The sequence below is a fragment of the Aeromonas sp. QDB03 genome (genome assembly GCF_027707985.1).
Taxonomy (GTDB): Bacteria; Pseudomonadota; Gammaproteobacteria; order Enterobacterales; family Aeromonadaceae; genus Aeromonas; species Aeromonas hydrophila.
In genome coordinates this window covers 856,609-876,849 of sequence record NZ_JAPCJG010000001.1, presented here as the reverse complement: position 1 = coordinate 876,849, position 20,241 = coordinate 856,609, and the positions used below count along the sequence as shown (strand labels likewise).

Below are 20,241 nucleotides of genomic sequence, written 5' to 3'. Positions count from 1 at the left end.
TGTGAGGGAAACTGCGGGGCGGGTCTGGTGATGACCTCTATTTCCCTCTGCCAGCCCCGCTGTCAATTAGTGATTCCTGCTATCTGTGATCCTCGTCTTTCCGCTCTGCTTGAAAATTTATTCTCTGCTGTTTGACAGGGCGGTTTCCTGGTTTTTCAGCACATCTGACTGAAGGGGGTGACATGAGTCCGTGAGCCGATAGGTGGGTGTCGAGAGGGAGTGACCCACGTTGTGCGGGATGGCGAAAAGATATCTGCAAAAGGCATCTGTCGGCGGCGATGGCAACCCATTCAGGGGGGTGACCAAAAACAGCAGAAAATCAGGTCGGCAGGGAAAAACATCGCCCGTCGCTGGCAATGGCCTGCCAGCCTAGGCCGTCATTGGCTTTGCTCTACTTACCCACAGAATCTGTGGATAACCCTGTTCATGAAACTTGGTGATTAGGCTGTATCCCGCGCCAATACTGGGCTGCAAGGACTGTTCAAAAAATACCTGAGATAAATTGTTTCTATAAAAATCAAATACTTATGCGCAGCAGAACAAAACGCTGCCGGGGCGGATGCGGAATCAAAAGGGAGGCGTCACCGCGGGAGGCGGCTTGTGCATTAAAATTGGCAGAGGAAAGCACTAAAGTGGATAACTTGCACCGAGATGGTGAGGAGATTGGCTCCCCCGACTGGACTTGAACCAGTGACATACGGATTAACAGTCCGCCGTTCTACCGACTGAACTACGGGGGAACATCAGGCAAGGAGGAGCATCATACAGAGGTCGTATTTCGAGGTCAATAGTCGCTTCTTCCGGCAGAGTGGATACCCAGTCCACCCCATCTCGGAGTACACTTCTGCTCTTGCGTTTTTTTGCCGGGAGTCGTCATGAGCAAGTTATTCCAGCTGGCCAGCCAGTTTCAACCCGCCGGGGATCAGCCAAAGGCCATCGCCCAGCTGCTCGATGGCATCGAATCCGGCCTTGCCCATCAGACCCTGCTCGGGGTGACCGGCTCGGGCAAGACCTTCACTATGGCCAACGTCATCGCCACCCTCAATCGCCCCACCATGATCCTGGCTCCCAACAAGACCCTGGCGGCCCAGCTCTATGGCGAGATGAAGGAGTTCTTCCCAGACAACTCGGTGGAGTATTTCGTCTCCTACTACGACTACTACCAGCCGGAAGCCTATGTGCCGACCACCGACACCTTCATCGAGAAGGATGCCTCCATCAACGATCACATCGAGCAGATGCGGCTGTCGGCCACCAAGGCACTGCTGGAGCGCCGCGACGTGGTGATCGTCGCCTCGGTGTCGGCCATCTATGGTCTGGGAGACCCGCAAGCCTACCTCAGCATGATGCTGCACCTGAAAGTGGGGGACCTGATCAATCAGCGGGATATCCTGCGCCGTCTCGCCGAGCTGCAGTACACCCGCAACGATATGGCCTTCCAGCGCGGCACCTTCCGGGTGCGAGGGGAGGTGATCGACATCTACCCCGCCGAATCGGACAAGCTGGCCCTGCGGGTGGAGCTGTTTGACGAGGAGGTGGAACGCCTCTCCCTGTTCGATCCGCTGACCGGCGCCATCGAGCAGACGGTGGTACGCTATACCATCTATCCCAAGACCCACTACGCTACCCCGCGCGAGACTATCCTGGGGGCCATCGAGCACATCAAGGAGGAGCTCAAGAGCCGCCGTGAGCAGCTGTTGTCGCTGGGCAAGCTGGTGGAGGAACAACGCATCAGCCAGCGCACCCAGTTCGACATCGAGATGATGCAGGAGCTGGGCTACTGCTCGGGCATCGAGAACTATAGCCGTTACCTCTCCGGTCGCGCGCCCGGCGAGCCGCCGCCCACCCTGTTTGACTATCTGCCGGGGGATGGCCTGCTCATCATCGACGAATCCCACGTCACGGTGCCGCAGATCGGCGCCATGTTCAAAGGGGACAGATCCCGCAAGGAGACCCTGGTGGAGTACGGCTTCCGACTCCCCTCGGCGCTCGACAACCGGCCGCTCAAGTTCGACGAGTTCGAGGCGCTGATGCCGCAGACGGTGTTTGTCTCGGCCACCCCCGGCCCCTACGAGCTGGAGAAGTCCGGCGGCGATGTGGTGCAGCAGGTGGTGCGCCCCACCGGCCTGCTGGACCCCGAGATCGAGGTGCGTCCGGTCACCACCCAGGTGGACGACCTGCTCTCCGAGATCCGCAAACGGGTGGCGGTGGAGGAGCGGGTGCTGGTCACCACCCTCACCAAGCGGATGGCGGAGGATCTGACCGAATACCTGGCGGATCACGAGGTGCGGGTGCGTTATCTGCACTCGGACATCGACACCGTCGAGCGGGTGGAGATCATTCGCGATCTGCGCCTCGGCAAGTTCGACGTGTTGGTGGGGATCAACCTGTTGCGGGAGGGGCTCGATATGCCGGAGGTCTCGCTGGTGGCGATCCTGGATGCGGATAAAGAGGGTTTCCTGCGCTCCACCCGCTCCCTCATCCAGACCATCGGCCGGGCGGCGCGCAACCTCAACGGCAAGGTCATTCTCTACGGGGATACCATCACCAACTCCATGCAGGTGGCGATCGAAGAGACCGAGCGGCGCCGCGCCCTGCAGCATGCCCACAACCAGGAACACGGCATCACCCCGACGGGGCTCAACAAGTCGGTGGGAGATGTGATGGACATGGGAGGCAGTCGCAGTGCGGGCAAGAGCGGGCGGGGCAGCCGCAAGGCCGCCGAGCCGCAAGGGGAGTACCATGCCCGCTCCGCCAGCGAGATCAGCAAGGAGATCAAGCGGATGGAGGAGCAGATGTTCCAGCATGCACGGGATCTGGAGTTCGAGCAGGCGGCAGCGCTGCGAGACCAGATCCAGCGGCTGCGCAACGAGTTGATCGAGAGTTGAGTGCCTTGCCGGGTGCCCGACGCTGGCTGATCTGGCGGCGTCTGCGCCGCCTCTATCGCGGTCTTCGTCACCCTGATACCCCTTGGTGGGCCAGGGGGCTGGTGATCCTGGTCCTGCTCTACGGCGTCAGCCCGCTGGATCTCATCCCCGATGTGGTGCCATTTGTTGGCTGGCTCGACGATGCGACCCTGCTGCTGCTCTTGTTGTGGGGTTGGGAGTTATGCCTGCCCGGCGCTGTGAGGGCGGCGCTCACCGAGCGGGAGTAGGCCGCCTTGGCCGTGCCCGCTGCATCTCCATCGATTTGATGAAAAGTGTCATGCCGGTTGTGTTTGGGCGTGATAAGAAAGAGCATGGTGGGGGAGATTGTGGCGCTCAATGCATTGGCGTAGACTCCACGCCGTTCACTTTATGGGTATGAGAAAATGGATCTGATCCTGTTTGCGATTGATTTTATCCTGCACGTCGATGTGCACTTGAAAGAGCTGTTTGAAAACTACGGCATCTGGGTTTACGCCATCCTGTTTCTGATCATCTTCTGCGAGACCGGACTGGTGGTAACCCCCTTCCTGCCGGGTGACTCCCTGCTGTTCGCCGCCGGTGCGCTCACCGTGGGTAGCGTGCTGGATGTGCATACCCTGGCCGCCGTGCTGATCATCGCCGCGGTACTCGGCAACGTGGTGAACTACACCATAGGTCACTTCTTCGGCGAGCAGCTGTTCCGCAATCCTGACTCCAAGATCTTTCGGCGGGATTACCTGGACAAGACTCATGCCTTCTACGCCAAGCATGGCGGCAAGACCATCATCATCACCCGCTTCCTGCCCATCGTGCGCACCTTCGCACCCTTCGTGGCGGGCATGGGTGCCATGACTTACCCGCGCTTCCTGGCGTTCAATCTGGTGGGCGGTCTGTTGTGGGTCCTTTCATTCGTCTATGCGGGCCACTTCTTCGGCAATCTGCCGGTGGTGCGTCAGAACTTTACCCTGCTCATCTTCGGCATCATCGGCATTTCGCTGCTGCCCATGGTGATCGGCATGGTGAAGGCCAGAATGAATGCCAGCAAGGCGGCTTCCTGAGCACCCTGCTGCCTGGCTGATGAAGCCGAATGACATAAAAAGGAAGGGAGCCAGTGGCTCCCTTCCTTTTTATGTACTGCTATCGGGCTTAGCTGCAGCAGCGTCCCTTGACCAGATTGCCGATGGCCACCACGACGAACACCAGCAGGTAGGCGGCGAAGATGGCCACCAGCCACTGAGGCATGGAGAAGCTCAGGAACTGCCAGGTGACCTCGCTGCAATCGCCATCCGGATAGAACATCCAGGGGATCCACTGATCCAGCGGCGCCCAGCTCGGGAAGTCGACAAAGCCTTCGCAGACGTTGAAGGGGGAGGGATTGACCTGATAATCCACATGCTTGAGCGCCAGTTTCAGGCCCCAGAAGGCACTGGAGCCCCACAGCAGCAGAGCGCTCCAGCGCACGTACCATTTCTGCGGCGCCACCATGCCGAGCAGCCCTGCGGTGAGGACTCCCAGCGTGGCGATCCGCTCATAGACGCACATGACGCAGGGGTGCAGGCCCAGCACATGCTGGAAAAAGAGGGCGCTCAACTCGAGGAACAGGGCAGAGGCTGCAAGCAGACTCCAGGCCAGGCGATGGGCGGCAATACGGCGCAGAAACTCTATCATCTGGTTGATCTCACAGAAAAAACAGTGGCTGAATTAGAGCAGAGCAGGGGCCAAAAGGAAAGGGCCCTCATGGGCCCTTATGGTATCAATGCAGGGCGGGCAGCACCGCCGGCGTGACATTGTCGAGCACCAGCCAGCCGGCCTGATAGAACCAGTCGGTGAGCGGCCCGAGCAGTATCTCCACCGAGAAGAAACCCACCAGTCCCAGCACCAGGGTATAGGGCAGCGCCATCCACACCATGCGCCCGTAGGAGAGGCGCAGCAGCGGTGCCAGCGCCGAGGTCAGCATGAACAGGAAGGCGGCCTGACCGTTGGGGGTGGCCACCGACGGCAGGTTGGTCCCGGTGTTGATGGCCACGGCCAGCAGTTCGAACTGCTCGCGGCTGATGGCGTTGTTGAGCAGCGCCGTCTTCACCTCGTTGATGTAGACGGTGCCGACGAAGACGTTGTCACTGACCATGGAGAGCAGGCCGTTGGCCAGATAGAAGAGCGCGAGCTGGGCGTCCGGCTCGGCGGCCAGCACCCACTGGATCACCGGCTTGAACAGCTGCTGATCGATGATGACGGCGACCACGCTGAAGAAGACGGCCAGCAGGGCGGTAAAGGGCAGCGCCTCCTGGAATGCCTTGCCGAGGGAGTGCTCCTCTGTGATGCCGGTGAGCGAGGTGGCCAGCACGATGACCGACAGGCCGATGAGGCCCACTGCCGCTAGGTGCATGGCCAGCCCCAGGATCAGCCAGAGGGCGATCGCTGCTTGCACTATGAGCTTGGCCTTGTCCTGGGCGGTACGTCCGGCCTCTTCATAGCGGTTGTAATCTTCCATGATGCGGCGTACCGCGTCCGGCAACTTGGCGCCGTAGCCGAACCAGCGGCACTTTTCGACCAGAACACAGGTGAGCAGGCCGCAGATGAACACCGGCACCGTGACCGGAGACATGCGAATGGCAAACTCGCCGAAGTTCCAGCCCGCCTGCTCGCCGATGATCAGGTTCTGTGGTTCTCCTACCAAGGTGCAGACACCGCCGAGGGCGGTACCGATGGCGGCATGCATCATCAGGCTGCGCAGGAAGGCGCGAAAGTCGTCCAGATGTTGGCGATTGAGTTCATTGACAGCGTCATCATCGGTATGATCGTGCGGGTTGCCGAACTCCTTGCCGGAGGAGACCTTGTGATAGATGGCGTAGAAACCGGTGGCGACGCTGATCACCACGGCGATCACGGTGAGGGCGTCAAGGAAGGCTGACAGGAAGGCGGAGACTAGACAAAATGCCAATGAAAGCAGGGTCTTGGAGTGGATCCGGATCAGCAGCTTGGTAAACACATAGAGCAGCAGCTGCTTCATGAAATAGATGCCGGCCACCATGAAGACCAGCAGCAGCAGTACCTCGATATTGGCCACCAGCTCATGTTTGACCTGCTCGGCTGAGGTCATGCCGATCAACACGGCTTCGATGGCCAGCAGGCCGCCAGGTTGCAGCGGATAGCACTTGAGCGCCATGGCCAGAGTGAAAATGAACTCGACGACCAGCAGCCAGCCGGCGATGAAGGGATCGAGGTAAAAGGCGATCGGGTTGATCAGCAGGAATAGAAGAATAGCGGCCTTGTACCACTGGGGCGCATTGCCCAGAAAGTTCCTGGCAAAGGCTTGCCCTAAGCTGATTGGCATAATAGTGGGTCTCTGTGTTGTGGTTGGTATCTGCGTCTATGCAGTCAAGACAGGCTCGACCAGAACATCCGGATGTTGTCCCTTATCAGATTGATTCCTCATGATTTTAATCAAAAAGAGCATTAACTATAAATAACATAGTCGGCCTTGCCCACGAGATTGGCCGTTTTATCGACAATCGATGGGGTTGGCTGACACCCATCGCATGAATAAATACATATTTTTAACAAAATGGCCTGCTTATGTGAGCAGAGGACCGACCTTCTGCTTGCCAGCCCTCCCTGCTTTGCTATTATTCGTGAGCCTTTTTACGTACTACAACAGAGTCACTACATGGTCATAAAAGCGCAGAGCCCTGCAGGGTTTGCCGAGGAATATATCATCGAGTCCATCTGGAACAATCGCTTTCCTCCAGGATCCATCTTGCCGGCCGAGCGTGAGCTGTCCGAGCTGATTGGTGTGACTCGAACCACCTTGCGTGAAGTGCTGCAGCGTCTGGCCCGTGATGGCTGGCTCACCATCCAGCATGGCAAACCGACCAAGGTGAACAACTTCTGGGAAACCTCGGGACTCAACATTCTGGAGACCCTGGCCAGGCTGGATCAGGACAAGGTGCCGGACCTGGTAGCCCAGCTGCTGTCGGCGCGCACCAACATCTGCACCATCTTCATTCGTGGCGCGATCCGCAACAATCCGGAGCAAGCCGCCGAGATCCTGCGTGGTGCCGACGCGGTAGAGAACTCCCCGGAAGCGTATGCAGAGTTTGATTATCGCCTGCACCACCAGCTCTCCTTTGCCTCAGGCAACCCGATTTATGCCCTGATCCTCAACGGCTTCAAGGGGCTGTACAGCCGGGTTGGCCGTTACTACTTCTCCGACAAGCAGGCCCGTGAAGCAGCCGATGCCTACTACAAGACCTTGCTGAACCTGGCCGAGACCAAGAATCACGAAGCCGTGTTCATGACGGTACGTCAGTACGGCATCGAGTCAGGCAAGTTGTGGACCCGTCTGCGTCAGGACATGCCGAGCAATCTGTGCGACAACTGATGGTATTCTGATACAAGAAAAACGCGCCGAATGGCGCGTTTTTCTATGGTGGATGGCTGGTTGCTCAAGCCGGTTTTTTCTCCGGGCAATGCCCGATGATATCGGCAGGCAGTTCACCATTGTCCTGTTCCAGCACCACATCGAACCCCCACAACTGGTGCAGATGCTTGAGCACCTCGTGACGTGAGTCACCCAACGGGATCCGGTTGTGCGGCACGTAGCGCAGCGTCAGCGAGCGATCGCCCTTCACCGCCACGTTGAATACCTGGATGTTGGGCTCCAGATTGCTCAGGTTGTATTGGGCCGACAAGGTATTGCGTACCTGGCGGTAGCCCTCGTCATTGTGGATGGCGGAGACCTTGAGATAGTTCTTCAGATCGTCGTCATCAATGGCGAACAGCTTCATGTCACGCATCACCTTGGGGCTGAGGAACTGGCTGATGAAGCTCTCATCCTTGAAGTTCTGCATGGCGAAATGCAGGGTATCGACCCAGTTGCTGCCGGCGTAATCGGGGAACCAGTATCTGTCCTCCTCGGTCGGGTTCTCGCAGATGCGGCGCAGGTCGGTAAACATGGCAAAACCGAGGGCGTAGGGGTTGATCCCCGAGTAGTAGCGACTGTTGTAGGGGGGCTGGTAGACCACGTTGGTGTGGCTGTGCAGCACCTCAATCATGAAGCGATCACTGATCTTGCCCTCGTCATAGAGGTGATTGAGGATGGTGTAATGCCAGAAGGTGGCCCACCCTTCGTTCATCACCTGGGTCTGCTTTTGCGGATAGAAGTACTGGCTGATCTTGCGCACGATGCGCACTATCTCGCGCTGCCAGGGCTCCAGCAGAGGGGCATTCTTCTCGATGAAATAGAGAATGTTCTCCTGTGGTTCAGCCGGGTAGCGTCTGTCCTCCACCCCGGAGGCTTTGTGCTGCTTGGGCAGGGTTCGCCACAGCTCGTTGACCTGGGTCTGCAGATAGTCTTCCCGTGCCTTCTGGCGCCGCTTCTCTTCGGCCAGCGAGATCTTCTGGGGCCGCTTGTAGCGATCCACCCCGAAGTTCATCAAGGCATGGCAGGAGTCGAGCAGCTTTTCCACCGCATCGATGCCGTGTTTCTCTTCACATTCGGTGATGTAGTTCTTGGCGAACAGCAGATAGTCGATGATGGAGGAGGCATCGGTCCAGGTCTTGAACAGGTAGTTGTTCTTGAAGAAGGAGTTGTGGCCGTAGCAGGCGTGGGCCATCACCAGTGCCTGCATCGGCATGGTGTTCTCCTCCATTAGATAGGCGATGCAGGGATCCGAGTTGATGACGATCTCGTAGGCCAGCCCCATCTGGCCACGTTTGTAGTTTCGCTCGGTGTGAATGAAGCGCTTGCCGAATGACCAGTGCTGATAACCGATGGGCATGCCGACACTGGAGTAGGCATCCATCATCTGCTCTGCCGTGATCACCTCGATCTGGTTGGGGTAGGTATCCAGTCGATAGAACTTGGCGACCCGGGCTATCTCCTGATGGTAAATGTCCAGCAGGTCGAAGTTCCAGTCCGGGCCATCGTCCAGCGGTGCGACTTTTCTTGCGGTTTCTACCATATGACCTCCCTCACGCCGCTTGCTTCTTGAACAGCTCCCGGAATACCGGATAGATATCCTCTACCTTGCGAATGTGTTCCATCGCGAAGTGGGGGAACTCGCTGGCGACCGATTCATATTCGTGCCACAACGTCTGGTGGGCACGGGTGGTGATCTCGATATAGGAGTAGTACCGCACTCGCGGCATGATGTCCCGCGCCAGGATTTCCCGGCACTGTGGCGAGTCGTCGGCCCAGTTATCGCCATCCGAGGCTTGCGCCGCATAGATGTTCCACTGGTGGGCAGGATAACGCTCGTTGATGATGTCGTTCATCATCTTGAGGGCGCTGGAGACGATGGTGCCGCCGGTTTCCTGGGAGTAGAAGAACTCATGCTCGTCCACCTCCTTGGCCTGGGTATGGTGGCGGATATAGACCACTTCGACGTTTTTGTAGGTCCGGCTAAGGAATAGATAGAGCAGGATGTAGAAGCGCTTGGCCATCTCCTTGGTGGCCTGATCCATGGAACCCGACACGTCCATCAGGCAGAACATCACCGCCTGGCTGGAGGGGACGGGCCGCTTGACGAAGTTGTTGAATTTGAGATCGAAGGTGTCGATAAACGGCACCGCGTCGATCCGTCTTTTCAGCTCCCTGATCTCCTTCTCGAGCTGGGCTATTTCGGCAAAATGTTCGTTGGGATCTGCCGCCAGCAGGGCCAGCCTATCTTCCAGCTCATGCAGCTGGCGTTTCTTGCCGGCCTGCAGCGCCATCCGACGGGCCAGCGAATTTTGCAGTGAACGCACCACGTTGATGTTGGCGGGCACCCCGTTGGAGGTGTAGCCCGCCCGGTAGGTTTTGACTTCCATCAGCTGGTTGAGCTGGGTCTTCTGCAGCCGCGGCAGCTCAAGATCTTCAAACAGCAGATCGAGGTACTCATCCTTGGAGATCTGGAAAACGAAGTCATCCGCCCCTTCTCCCTGGTTGGAAGCCTGCCCTTCGCCAGAGCCTTGACCGCCACCTCCTCCCTTGGGGCGGTCAATCTTGTCGCCGGAGACGAACTGGTCATTGCCGGGATGCACCATCTCCCGTTTGCCGCCTTGCCCCTGATGGAAATGGGGCTCGCCGATATCCTTGGTCGGGATGCTGATGCTCTCGCCTGTGTCTACGTCCTGGATGCTGCGCTTGGAGACAGCATCAGAGACCGCTTGTTTGATCTGCTTCTTGTAGCGGCGGATGAAGCGCTGCCGATTGACAGCGCTTTTGTTTTTGCCGTTGAGCCTGCGGTCGATAAAATGCGCCATAACTCCCCCTTGAACAGTCAGGGTCAGGATGACTTGCGTACCCTGAGATACCATTCGGAGAGCAGTCGCACCTGTTTGCGGGTGTAGCCTTTCTCCATCATCCGTTCGACAAAGTTATCGTGCTTCTTCTGCTCCTCGGCTGAGGTTTTGCTGTTGAAGGAGATAACTGGCAGCAGCTCTTCCGTGTTGGAGAACATCTTCTTCTCGATCACGGTGCGCAGCTTCTCGTAACTGGTCCAGTTGGGGTTACGGCCTGCATTGTTGGCCCGGGCACGCAGCACGAAGTTGACGATTTCGTTGCGGAAATCTTTCGGGTTGCTGATCCCGGCGGGTTTCTCAATCTTCTCCAGCTCGCTGTTGAGCGACGCGCGGTCAAATAGCTGGCCGGTCTCGGGGTCACGGTACTCCTGATCCTGGATCCAGAAATCAGCGTAGGTGACGTAGCGGTCGAAGATGTTCTGACCGTACTCGGAGTAGGACTCAAGGTAGGCGGTCTGGATCTCTTTGCCGATGAACTCCACATAGCGCGGGGTCAGATAGCCCTTGATGAACTCGAGGTAGCGATCATGCAGCTCTTGCGGGAACTGCTCGCGCTCGATCTGCTGCTCCAGCACATAGAAGAGGTGCACCGGGTTGGCTGCCACTTCCGCGTGATCGAAGTTGAACACCCGGGAGAGGATCTTGAACGCGAAGCGGGTCGACAGGCCATTCATCCCTTCATCCACGCCGGCGTAGTCGCGATACTCCTGATAGCTCTTCGCCTTGGGATCCGTGTCTTTGAGGCTTTCACCATCATAGACCCGCATCTTGGAGTAGAGGCTCGAGTTTTCCGGCTCCTTGAGGCGCGACAGCACGGAGAACTGGCCCAGCAGTTCAAGGGTGCCCGGGGCGCACTTGGCATCGGTCAGCTCGCTGTTGACCAGCAGCTTCTCGTAGATCTTCACCTCTTCCGACACGCGCAGGCAGTAAGGCACCTTGACGATGTAGACCCGGTCGAGGAAAGCCTCGTTGTTCTTGTTGTTGCGGAACTGCTGCCACTCGGATTCGTTGGAGTGGGCCAGCAGGATGCCGTCAAAGGGCAGGGCGGAGAGCCCCTCGGTCCCGTTGTAGTTACCCTCCTGGGTGGCGGTCAGCAGCGGGTGCAGCACCTTGATGGGCGCTTTGAACATTTCGACAAACTCCATGATCCCCTGGTTCGCCTTGCACAGCGCGCCCGAGTAGGAGTAAGCGTCGGCATCATCCTGGGCAAAGTGCTCCAGCATGCGGATATCCACCTTGCCGACCAGCGAGGATATGTCCTGGTTGTTGTCATCGCCCGGTTCGGTCTTGGCGATGGCGATCTGGTCGAGGATGGAGGGATTGACCTTCTCCACCTTGAACTTGGTGATGTCGCCACCAAACTCGTGCAGTCGTTTGGCGACCCAGGGGGACATGATGGGGCGCAGATAACGGCGCGGAATGCCGTACTCCTTCTCCAGAATCTCACCATCTTCTTCGATGTCAAAGAGGCAGAAGGGGTGGTCGTTGACCGGTGAGCCCTTGATGCGATAGACAGGCACCTTTTGCATCAGGGATTTGAGTTTCTCTGCCAGCGAGGATTTACCACCGCCAACCGGCCCCAGCAGATAGAGGATCTGCTTCTTCTCTTCCAGGCCCTGAGCCGAGTGCTTGAGATAGGAGACAATCTGTTCGATGGCCTCTTCCATGCCGTAGAAATCTTTGAAGGCGGGATAGCGTGCCACGACGCGGTTGGAGAAAAGGCGACTGAGTCTGGGGTTGACCGAGGTGTCGATCATTTCCGGTTCGCCGATGGCGACCAGCAAACGCTCGGCGGCGGAGGCGTAGCAGGATTTGTCCTGCTTACACATATCCAGAAATTCCTGGATGGTGTATTCCTCTTCCCTGGCTTTCTCATATCGCTGTTGATAATGCTCGAAGATGCCCATAACTTTGCCCTCGTTATAGTCGCTTACCCTGAAAAGAGTGGATCACTACTTTTGTTCTGTTTACCTCATTAAGCCTAGTCAACAGCCCCCAGTAATCCATCACCAACTATTGGTTTAAATTTGCAAGGGTACTTCCCGACCCAATGCGGGAAGGCGCAATCAGTGACACACCTATGTTACTGACTGTTAAATTATTTTTGCCACGATAGTGAGGTAAATGTCAAAGACATAAAAAATAAATGTTTGTCGGAAAATGGAAATGACATCGCGTTTATTTGGGAGACTGACTGCAGCACAGACGGGGCAAGGGGCAGGGCGTAGACGAGATGAACTGGCATTACGTTTACGTGAGCGGAAAGTGTTTTGTTTGGTGTTTTAGCTCTAATTTTTACATTGACGCTACATTGCGACTGCTCTAGATTGGCCCTGTGTCAGGCAGTCAGCGCTTTAGCAAGAGAGTGGCTGGTTGCTGATACAAAGCTCTGTTTAAGCACGTTTCCGTTGGCTTGACCCTCGCAGATGCGAGGGTCTTATTTTTTTGGGGTCTACCCGATGTTTAAGTCGTTTATCACCTGTTGGTGAGCGGCATAAATGTTGGATACAGCCGCCAGCACATCGGCAAAGGGGTGGGACGCCAGCTGGCCGAATCCAGCCAGGCTTCTGGCCTTGAGTCGGGTGGTGAGCGGGGTGGTGATGCCGCACAGGAAACGCGTCAGGATGCGGGGATCCCGACTGTGACACAGGACTACCAGCGGATCGCACCAGGCTCTGAGCCCCTGTTCATTGGGGAGTGTCCGGCTGGGTAAGGAGGGAAGCTGCGCCACCTCTCCCCGACAGACCGAGCAGTGCCCGCAATGGGTGGGTGCGGCCTGATCGGCAAAGTAGCGGGCCAGCTCCTGGCTCAGGCAACTGCTGGAGGTAAAGAAACCCAGCAATGCCTGCAGACGCGCCAGCTCGCTTTGTTCTTTCTTTTCAAACAGTCCGTGCAGCTGATCGGCCAGCGTTGCTATGTCCAGATCTTGTTGCAGCACCCGATAAACCTCGGTCATCTGCTTGCTCTCCAGCTCGATCCAGCCTTGCTGCTGCAGGTAATCCAGCGCGGCAGCGGCCCGCGACCGCTCCCCCTGATAACCCTGCCAGAGCGCCTCGAAGTCCATGGTGCACCAGCTGCGCGCCTGCGGGGCACTGGCGAACACTTGCTCCAGAAACTGGCGTCGCGCTGGATTGAAACGGGCCAGTATGTCGGCCTTGTCCAGCACGAACTTGAAGCGATACTCGGCAAAATAGCTGTAGGCCGGCGCTATGATGCCCGCCATCTCCAGGTAGACCAGCAGGGTCTTGAGCGGCAGTTGGCGGATATTGGTGTCGTTGGAGAGGCGCAGCAAGCCAAATTCCCACTCGCTGCCGCTTTGCTGCAGGATCTCGAGCAAGGTGACGATGGCTGCTCTGTCCGGGGTGTCGCCATAGACGAAGTTTTCCAGCACCGGCAACTGGCTGCGATTGGCCAGTACCATGCAGCGGGAAGGCAGACCATCCCGGCCGGCGCGGCCTATCTCCTGACTGTAGTTTTCGATGGATTTGGGCAGATCGTAATGGATCACCCGGCGAATATCGGCCTTGTCGATCCCCATGCCGAAGGCGATGGTCGCCACGATGCAGTCCAGCTTGCCGGCCATGAAGTCTTGCTGGATCTGGCTGCGCAGGGTGGCATCGAGCCCTGCGTGATAGGCGCGCGCTCTGATCCCGGCTTGTTGCAAGCGGGCGGCGCACTGCTCTGCGGTGTGTTGCAGGGTGACATAGATGATGGTCGGTGCGGCGGGGTCACGAGCCAGCTCGGCATGCAGCCAGCTATCGCGAGCCTCGTCAGGCAGCGGTACCACGGCCAAGTCCAGGTTGGCGCGATAAAAGCCGGTGACGATGAGCCCCTCATCCTCGATCTCGAATTTGGCCTGCATGTCGGCCATGACCGCCGGGGTGGCGGTGGCCGTCAACAGCAACACCTGCGGGATCTGCAATTCACGGCGGTAATCCGGCAGCTTGAGGTAGTCGGGGCGAAAGTTGTGGCCCCACTCCGAAATGCAGTGGGCCTCGTCCACCACCAGCATCGACAGCGGCACCTGCTGGATGAAACGGCGAAAGCGTTCGTTTTTGAGCCGCTCCACCGAGATCATCAGGATCTTGAGCTGGTCATCGCTGGCCTGCTGCATCACCCGGCGGCTCTCTTCCGGTGTCAGGCTCGAGTCGAGGGTGGCGGCGGCGATCCCTTTGCTGCGAAGGAAGGCGAGCTGATCGTGCATCAGCGCGATCAGCGGCGAGATCACCAGGGTCAGATGGGGCAGGGCAAGCGCCGGCAACTGATAACAGAGGGACTTGCCGGAGCCGGTGGGGAAGATGGCGGCGGCACTCTGGCCGGCCAGTAATCGGCTGATCACCGCCTCCTGTCCCGGTCTTAACCGATCGAAGCCGAAGTGACGGGTCAACAGGGATGAGATCATGGCAGGGCTCCAGCGCAAAAACCGTCATGATACCACCGCCGTGGAGTGTCTGGATGGCCAAGCGAGGGAAAACGGCATCCATTTGAATGCTGTTGATATTGTGTTATCGCATTGTTGTGGTTTTTTTGTGAGGTAAACCGGATATTTTTCAGTGATTATATGGAAAAAAGCGGTTGCAGATGGGATATTCCTTGTCCGCAACCCCGTGTGTTACCGGACAGGCTCAACAGAAGGCTTGCCGGGGCAGATGACGCCAGCCGTGACATGGGTGTCGCCTGGCGTAGCGGTTGCCAACAGGACTAATGATTCACGCACTTCGGTGCTCAGGGACTATTTGATGACACAACAACACCCCCTCGTAAGACTGGTCAACAGTACCAGCCTGGTTAGCCAGATCCTGGTCGGTCTGGTCTTCGGTATCCTCCTTGCCATGTTCATGCCGGAATGGGCCAAAACGGCGGGTCTGCTCGGCAGCCTGTTCGTTGGCGCCCTGAAGGCGGTCGCCCCGCTGCTGGTCTTTGTACTGGTCATGGCGGCGATCATCGGCCACAAGCAGGGCCAGAAGACCAACATGAAACCGATCCTGCTGCTCTATCTGCTGGGTACCTTCCTGGCTGCTGCGGTCGCCGTCGTGGCCAGCTTCCTGTTCCCCTCCAACCTGCATCTGGTGGCCAACAGTGCCGAGATCACCCCGCCGGGCGGCATCACCGAGGTACTGCAGACCCTGCTGTTCAACGTGGTGACCAACCCGGTCAAGGCGCTGCTGGATGCCAACTACATCGGCATTCTGGCCTGGGCCATCGGCCTTGGCATCGCCATGCGCCACGCCAGCGAGGGGACCAAGGCGGTGATCACCGACCTGTCCCACGGCGTCTCCACCATCGTGAAAGCGGTGATCCGCTGCGCGCCGCTCGGCATTCTGGGTCTGGTTGCCTCCACCCTGGCGGAAACCGGTTTTGACGCCCTGTTCGGCTATGCCCAGCTGCTGGTGGTGCTGATCGGCTGCATGCTGTTCATCGCCTTCGTGGTCAACCCGCTGATCGTGTTCTGGAAGATCAAGCGCAACCCCTATCCGCTGGTGCTGACCTGCCTCAAAGAGAGTGGGGTGACCGCCTTCTTTACCCGCAGCTCCGCCGCCAACATCCCGGTCAACATGGCGCTGGCCGAGAAGCTGCGCCTGCCGGAAGACACCTATGCGGTCTCCATCCCGCTGGGTGCCACCATCAACATGGCCGGTGCCGCCATCACCATTACCGTGCTCACCATGGCGGCGGTACACACCCTGGGGATGGAAGTGGATCTGGCGACCGCCATTCTGCTCTCCGTGGTTGCCACCATCAGCGCCTGCGGCGCGTCCGGCGTGGCTGGCGGCTCCCTGCTGCTGATCCCGCTGGCGTGCAGCCTGTTTGGCATCAGCAACGACATCGCCATGCAGGTGGTCGCCGTGGGCTTCATCATCGGGGTACTGCAGGATTCTGCAGAGACTGCCCTGAACAGCTCCACCGACGTGCTGTTCACCGCTGCGGCCTGCATGGCCGAAGATGAAACCCTGCTGGATGCTTCGCCGGTGCCCAACAGCGAAGCCTGATAGTACCGCCTTCACCGCACTGAAAACGCCCTCATTCGAGGGCGTTTTTTATTGTCTGGCGGCTGGTCCGGCCCGCATCTACAGGGGCTGAGGGGAGCAGGCTGAAGTGGATACCGCAGGCACATCAAGAGCCCGGAGGAACGCCTTGCCAGGCAGGCTGCGTGACACCGGCTTGATAAGGCTGCATGGGCTATGGGCCAGCCATTGTCGGTTGCCGTTTGAGGGGGATGACGAGAGAAAAGGGGGGAATCGTCGGGAGGGGGAGCAGGGCCGGTGTTTTGCGAGTGGCGCGTCGGCCAACATGCCTGTGCATGCTCGCCTGCTGGAGAGCCATCATCCGCTGCTGTTGGCATCATAAAAAATGCCAGCCGGTTACCCGGCTGGCATGTTTACTGGCATGGCCGAGTGTCAGCCGAGCAGTTGGTAGAGGATGGCGGAGATGGCCGTCATCCCCATCACAGCCACGAAGCCGTTGCTGATATGGCCCTGATACTTCGCCATGGCCGGCACGCGCTTGATGGCGTACATCGGCATGATGAACAGGATGGTGGCGATGATGGGGCCACCCATCGACTCGATCATGCCGAGGATGGAGGGGTTGATCACCGCAGTACCCCACAGGGTCAGGATGAAGAAGGCGATGATGAACATCTCGACCTTCTTGTGGTTCGGCTCCTTGCCGGACTTGCGCAGGTTCTGGACGATCATCCCCTTCAGGCCTTCACGGGCACCCAGGTAGTGGCCGAAGAAGGAGGAGACGATGGCCACGAATGCCACCAGCGGGCCGAAGTAGGAGATGATGGGGCTCGCGTGCTGGTTGGCCAGGTAGGAGAGCACGGCGATGTTCTGGGACTTGGCTTCTGCCAGCTGTGCCGGGGTCAGGCTCATCACGCAGGAGAAGACGAAGAACATCACGAAGCCGAGCAGGATGGTGGCGGTGCGCTTGAGAATGGCGTCAGACTTCTCGACCGCGTGCTCGCCGTGATCGCGGCGCTGGGCCAGCGAGAAGCTGGAGATGGCCGGGCTGTGGTTGAAGGAGAACACCAGCACCGGAATGGTCAGCCACAGGGTGATGGCAAAGTCCTTGCCGGACGGCATCTGGGAGAGGGCTGCGCCGGTCCAGTCCGGGATCAGGTAGAAGGAGATCCCCACCAGGATGGCGATGAGCGGGTAGACCAGGAACTCGGTCACCTTCAGCATCAGTTTTTCACCGGCCAGCATCACCGACATCATGCCCATGATCAGCACGATGGAGAGGATCCAGCGCGGGGGCGCCGTCATCTGCAACTGGTTGACCATGAAGCTCTCAACCGTGTTGGTGATGCCCACCCCGTAGATCAGCACGATGGGGTAGATGGCGAAGAAGTAGAGCAGAGTGATTAATTTTCCGGCACCCACGCCGAAGTGCTCTTCCACCACTTCCGTGATGTCGGCATCGGGTCTGCTGGAGGAGAGTACGAAGCGGGCGAGGCCGCGGTGGGCCAGGTAGGTCATGGGGCCAACCAGCAGCGCCATCACCACCAGTGGCCAGAAGCCACCCATGCCGGCGTTGATGGGCAAAAACAGAATGCCGGCGCCGACGGCGGTGCCGAACAGGCTGATCACCCAGCTGGTGTCTTGCTTGGTCCAACCACGCGATTGGATGGAGCGGGTTCCTTGCTCCTGTGAGGTCGCAACGTCCTGTGCGCCGGTGACAGTATTAGACATGTGTCTCACCCCGAATTGTGGTTTTTATTGAATCGGCGCAAGGATACGGTTTTTTTAATCAAAAATGTTGATCAAATTCACCTTTATGGGGCTCAAACCCGCATTCTTTTGTGGAAATGTGATCGAAAGAAGAATTAATCAATTATTTTTTATAAAAACCTACGTTAGTTTAATGTTAATGCACGAATGTTGCACAATCTTTTGTAGGCAAAATGTTATATGGCAAGTTGCCGAGAGAGTTGGCGGATCATGCTGGCGGTGGCGCCCCAGATGAAGTGATGCTGCCAGGGGATCCAGTAGATGGTGTGCAGGTGATCGGCTCTGGGAATGGTGAGCGCGATATGGTGGCGTGGATCCAGCAGGTGGTTGAGGGGTACTTCAAAAGCCTGGTCGACCTCGTCCCGGCTCAGAGTGAGCTGATAGTCGGCCGTGACCAGCCCCAGCACCGGCAGCACGTCGTATTGGGAGACGGTGTTGAGGGGCGTGAGGGTGCCCAGCACCTCTATCTGGGCAGGGACTATGCCGAGCTCTTCCTGGGTTTCCCGCAGCGCCGTGTGGATCAAGTCCCGGTCGTCCGGATCCTGCCTGCCGCCGGGGAAGCTTATCTGCCCTGCGTGGTGGCGCAGGTGCGGGCTGCGTCGGGTCAGCAGCAGTTGCAGGCCGTCGGCCCGCTCGACCAGCGGCAGCAGCACGGCGGCGGGCTTGAGCCCGGCCACCGTCAACCGGTGGGCGGGGGCAGGGCGTTGTAATAAAAAGCGGGTCAGCAGTTCGGCACGTTCCATCTCGATTCTTCTTCGCTCCAGTTGCTGTGATCCATTCTGTCAGGTTTTCAACGCAGTGTGTCCAGCAGCGGCAGAATGCGGGCCACCTTGTCATAGGTTTCCTGATATTCGTCGTCCACCTCGGAGTCGGCAATGACGCCGCCACCGGCCCAGCAGTGGAGCTGGCCCTGTGCGGCGATCAGGGTGCGGATGCAGATGCTGGTATCCATCCGGCCATGCTGGCTCAGATAGCCGATGCTGCCGCAGTAGGCGTTGCGCCGTTGTGGCTCCAGCTCTTCGATGATCTCCATGGCCCGGATCTTGGGGGCGCCGGTGATGGAGCCGCCGGGGAAACAGGCGCGCAGCAGATCCACCGCCTGCCACTGGGCGTCCAGCTCGCCGTGGATGGTGGACACCAGGTGATGCACTGCCGGAAAGGACTCTACCGCAAACAGGCTGGGCACGCTGACCGAGCCGGGTCGACTCACCCGGCCGATGTCATTGCGCAGCAGATCCACGATCATCAGATTCTCCGATCTGTCCTTGTCGGCGCCAGCCAGCTCCAGGGCGCTTGCCTGATCTTGCTCCGGGTCGGCCAGCCGCGGGCGGGTGCCCTTGATGGGCTTGGTCTCGATATGGCGCTGGTCGAGCAACAGGAAGCGCTCGGGGGAGAGGCTCAAAATGGCGCCCTGCGGCAAGCGCAGGAAGGCCGAGAAGGGGGCGCTGTTGGCCTGTGACAGCGCCTGATAGGCCTGCCACTCGTCGCCCCGATAGGGCGCGCTGAAGCGCTGGGTCAGGTTGATCTGATAGCAGTCCCCGGCGGCCAGATAGGCCTGGACCTTGGCAAACTTGTCACCGTATTGCGCGCGGCTCATGTTGCTCTGCCATCTTCCCTGAAGCGCAAAGGGCTCAGTGGCGGTAGCCTGCTGCGCCTCAAGCCACTGCAGGCGGCGGGCAAGGCCGGCTTCATCGCCCCAGTGCACCAGTTGCCACTGGCCCGTTGCCACGTCCCGCAGCAGGGCCCAGTCATAGATACCGACCGCCATGTCCGGGATGGTCACGTCACGGGCGGCCAGGCTCGGCAGACGCTCGAAACGGCGGCCCAGATCATAGCCAAACAGGCCGAGTGCACCGCCGATGAAGGGCAGGGGGGTCGCTTGACTGATGACCTCTCCCAGCAACGTGTGCTGGCGTTGGGCCAGCAGCGTCAACGGATCATCTTCATGGGATTCGTGCTGATCACCCTGCGCGATGCGGGTCAGCGTTCCCTCGGTCTGCAAAGTGGCCAGCGGATCGGCGGTGATGATGTCAAAGCGGTTGTCCGCTCCCAGCGGGCCGGCGGATTCCAGCAACATGGCCCAGGGCAGATGATGAAGGCGTGTGAACAGGGCATGGAGCGCCGTCTGGTGATCAAAATGGTGGATATGCAGCGTTGGTTTCATTTTTTGTTACACAGGCAACAGTTTACAGCCTGCTCCCTAGCCGGTACGGGGGTGGCAAGCGTATCATAGCCGCCGGAATTTTTAGAAAAAACACGCCGTTGTCTTATCGGGCCGACAGGCAAGCCGCCTGGCACCACCCCACCGAAGCACG

At 58.8% G+C, this 20,241-nt stretch carries 14 protein-coding genes and 1 tRNA gene; 5 read left to right on the top strand and 10 right to left on the bottom strand.

The genetic code is table 11. The features are described from left to right. Positions 1–664 precede the first annotated feature (664 nt). A tRNA-Asn gene (locus PG900_RS03935) sits at positions 665–740 on the bottom strand. A gap of 135 nt (positions 741–875) precedes the next feature. Here PG900_RS03935 and uvrB point away from each other — a divergent pair. The 3 genes from uvrB (at position 876) to PG900_RS03920 (ending at position 3,964) form a co-directional block, all read left to right on the top strand. Then, positions 876–2,888 carry an excinuclease ABC subunit UvrB gene (uvrB, locus tag PG900_RS03930; protein WP_270830955.1) on the top strand — a complete coding sequence of 671 codons (2,013 nt, stop codon included), beginning with the start codon at positions 876–878 and terminating at the stop codon, positions 2,886–2,888. Beyond that, entirely contained in the window at positions 2,885–3,154 is a 270-nt protein-coding gene (locus PG900_RS03925; RefSeq protein WP_270830954.1) for a YkvA family protein, read from the top strand. The genes uvrB and PG900_RS03925 overlap by 4 nt, the downstream gene beginning before the upstream one ends. 156 nt (positions 3,155–3,310) lie before the next feature. Further along, positions 3,311–3,964 (top strand): DedA family protein, encoded by a 654-nt coding sequence (locus PG900_RS03920; protein WP_011706279.1) that lies wholly within the window; start codon positions 3,311–3,313, stop codon positions 3,962–3,964. An 88-nt stretch (positions 3,965–4,052) separates the two neighbouring features. On the opposite strand, the gene dsbB is transcribed toward PG900_RS03920, so the two are convergent. Both dsbB and nhaB read right to left on the bottom strand, forming a co-directional pair. Further along, positions 4,053–4,574, bottom strand: coding sequence for a disulfide bond formation protein DsbB (gene dsbB, locus PG900_RS03915; protein ID WP_016350563.1), 522 nt, complete (start codon positions 4,572–4,574; stop codon positions 4,053–4,055). Positions 4,575–4,659: 85 nt separating this feature from the next. After that, positions 4,660–6,240: a Na(+)/H(+) antiporter NhaB gene (gene nhaB / locus PG900_RS03910; protein ID WP_016350564.1), complete on the bottom strand. Its 1,581-nt coding sequence runs from the start codon at positions 6,238–6,240 to the stop codon at positions 4,660–4,662. Between the two features lie 333 nt (positions 6,241–6,573). Here nhaB and fadR point away from each other — a divergent pair, with 333 nt between their 5' ends. Continuing rightward, complete coding sequence (fadR, locus tag PG900_RS03905; protein ID WP_016350565.1) at positions 6,574–7,287, top strand: fatty acid metabolism transcriptional regulator FadR; 714 nt, start codon at positions 6,574–6,576, stop codon at positions 7,285–7,287. Positions 7,288–7,351: 64 nt separating this feature from the next. Here fadR and PG900_RS03900 read toward each other — a convergent pair whose 3' ends face one another. From PG900_RS03900 to PG900_RS03885, 4 genes are all read right to left on the bottom strand, one after another. Continuing rightward, positions 7,352–8,869 (bottom strand): SpoVR family protein, encoded by a 1,518-nt coding sequence (locus PG900_RS03900; RefSeq protein WP_226033462.1) that lies wholly within the window; start codon positions 8,867–8,869, stop codon positions 7,352–7,354. Between the two features lie 10 nt (positions 8,870–8,879). Continuing rightward, positions 8,880–10,151: a YeaH/YhbH family protein gene (locus PG900_RS03895; RefSeq protein ID WP_016350566.1), complete on the bottom strand. Its 1,272-nt coding sequence runs from the start codon at positions 10,149–10,151 to the stop codon at positions 8,880–8,882. A gap of 23 nt (positions 10,152–10,174) precedes the next feature. Next, complete coding sequence (locus PG900_RS03890; RefSeq protein WP_011706273.1) at positions 10,175–12,097, bottom strand: PrkA family serine protein kinase; 1,923 nt, start codon at positions 12,095–12,097, stop codon at positions 10,175–10,177. Positions 12,098–12,642: 545 nt separating this feature from the next. After that, entirely contained in the window at positions 12,643–14,592 is a 1,950-nt protein-coding gene (locus PG900_RS03885) for a RecQ family ATP-dependent DNA helicase (protein WP_270799197.1), read from the bottom strand. 337 nt (positions 14,593–14,929) lie between these two features. Here PG900_RS03885 and sstT point away from each other — a divergent pair, with 337 nt between their 5' ends. Then, positions 14,930–16,180: a serine/threonine transporter SstT gene (gene sstT / locus PG900_RS03880; protein WP_029303148.1), complete on the top strand. Its 1,251-nt coding sequence runs from the start codon at positions 14,930–14,932 to the stop codon at positions 16,178–16,180. 408 nt (positions 16,181–16,588) lie between these two features. Here the strand turns inward: sstT and PG900_RS03875 are convergent, their stop codons facing one another. From PG900_RS03875 to pabB, 3 genes are all read right to left on the bottom strand, one after another. After that, a complete protein-coding gene (locus PG900_RS03875; RefSeq protein ID WP_270799200.1) occupies positions 16,589–17,887 on the bottom strand; it encodes a serine/threonine transporter in 1,299 nt (432 codons plus the stop codon). Positions 17,888–18,102: 215 nt separating this feature from the next. Next, positions 18,103–18,669 (bottom strand): CoA pyrophosphatase, encoded by a 567-nt coding sequence (locus PG900_RS03870; RefSeq protein ID WP_011706269.1) that lies wholly within the window; start codon positions 18,667–18,669, stop codon positions 18,103–18,105. 47 nt (positions 18,670–18,716) lie between these two features. Continuing rightward, the gene (gene pabB / locus PG900_RS03865) at positions 18,717–20,003 is read right to left on the bottom strand and encodes an aminodeoxychorismate synthase component I (RefSeq protein WP_270831007.1); all 1,287 of its coding nucleotides are present in this window, start codon (positions 20,001–20,003) and stop codon (positions 18,717–18,719) included. Between the last annotated feature and the right edge of the window lie 238 nt (positions 20,004–20,241).

Excerpts from the sequence above, each read along its gene's own strand:
- PG900_RS03890 (WP_011706273.1), bottom strand. The coding sequence starts at position 12,097 with ATGGGCATCTTCGAGCATTATCAACAGCGATATGAGAAAGCCAGGGAA.
- dsbB (WP_016350563.1), bottom strand. The coding sequence starts at position 4,574 with ATGATAGAGTTTCTGCGCCGTATTGCCGCCCATCGCCTGGCCTGGAGT.
- PG900_RS03875 (WP_270799200.1), bottom strand. The coding sequence starts at position 17,887 with ATGTCTAATACTGTCACCGGCGCACAGGACGTTGCGACCTCACAGGAG.
- uvrB (WP_270830955.1), top strand. The coding sequence starts at position 876 with ATGAGCAAGTTATTCCAGCTGGCCAGCCAGTTTCAACCCGCCGGGGAT.
- nhaB (WP_016350564.1), bottom strand. The coding sequence starts at position 6,240 with ATGCCAATCAGCTTAGGGCAAGCCTTTGCCAGGAACTTTCTGGGCAAT.
- PG900_RS03895 (WP_016350566.1), bottom strand. The coding sequence starts at position 10,151 with ATGGCGCATTTTATCGACCGCAGGCTCAACGGCAAAAACAAAAGCGCT.
- PG900_RS03885 (WP_270799197.1), bottom strand. The coding sequence starts at position 14,592 with ATGATCTCATCCCTGTTGACCCGTCACTTCGGCTTCGATCGGTTAAGA.
- PG900_RS03920 (WP_011706279.1), top strand. The coding sequence starts at position 3,311 with ATGGATCTGATCCTGTTTGCGATTGATTTTATCCTGCACGTCGATGTG.
- pabB (WP_270831007.1), bottom strand. The coding sequence starts at position 20,003 with ATGTTGCTGGAATCCGCCGGCCCGCTGGGAGCGGACAACCGCTTTGAC.
- fadR (WP_016350565.1), top strand. The coding sequence starts at position 6,574 with ATGGTCATAAAAGCGCAGAGCCCTGCAGGGTTTGCCGAGGAATATATC.
- PG900_RS03870 (WP_011706269.1), bottom strand. The coding sequence starts at position 18,669 with ATGGAACGTGCCGAACTGCTGACCCGCTTTTTATTACAACGCCCTGCC.
- PG900_RS03900 (WP_226033462.1), bottom strand. The coding sequence starts at position 8,869 with ATGGTAGAAACCGCAAGAAAAGTCGCACCGCTGGACGATGGCCCGGAC.
- sstT (WP_029303148.1), top strand. The coding sequence starts at position 14,930 with ATGACACAACAACACCCCCTCGTAAGACTGGTCAACAGTACCAGCCTG.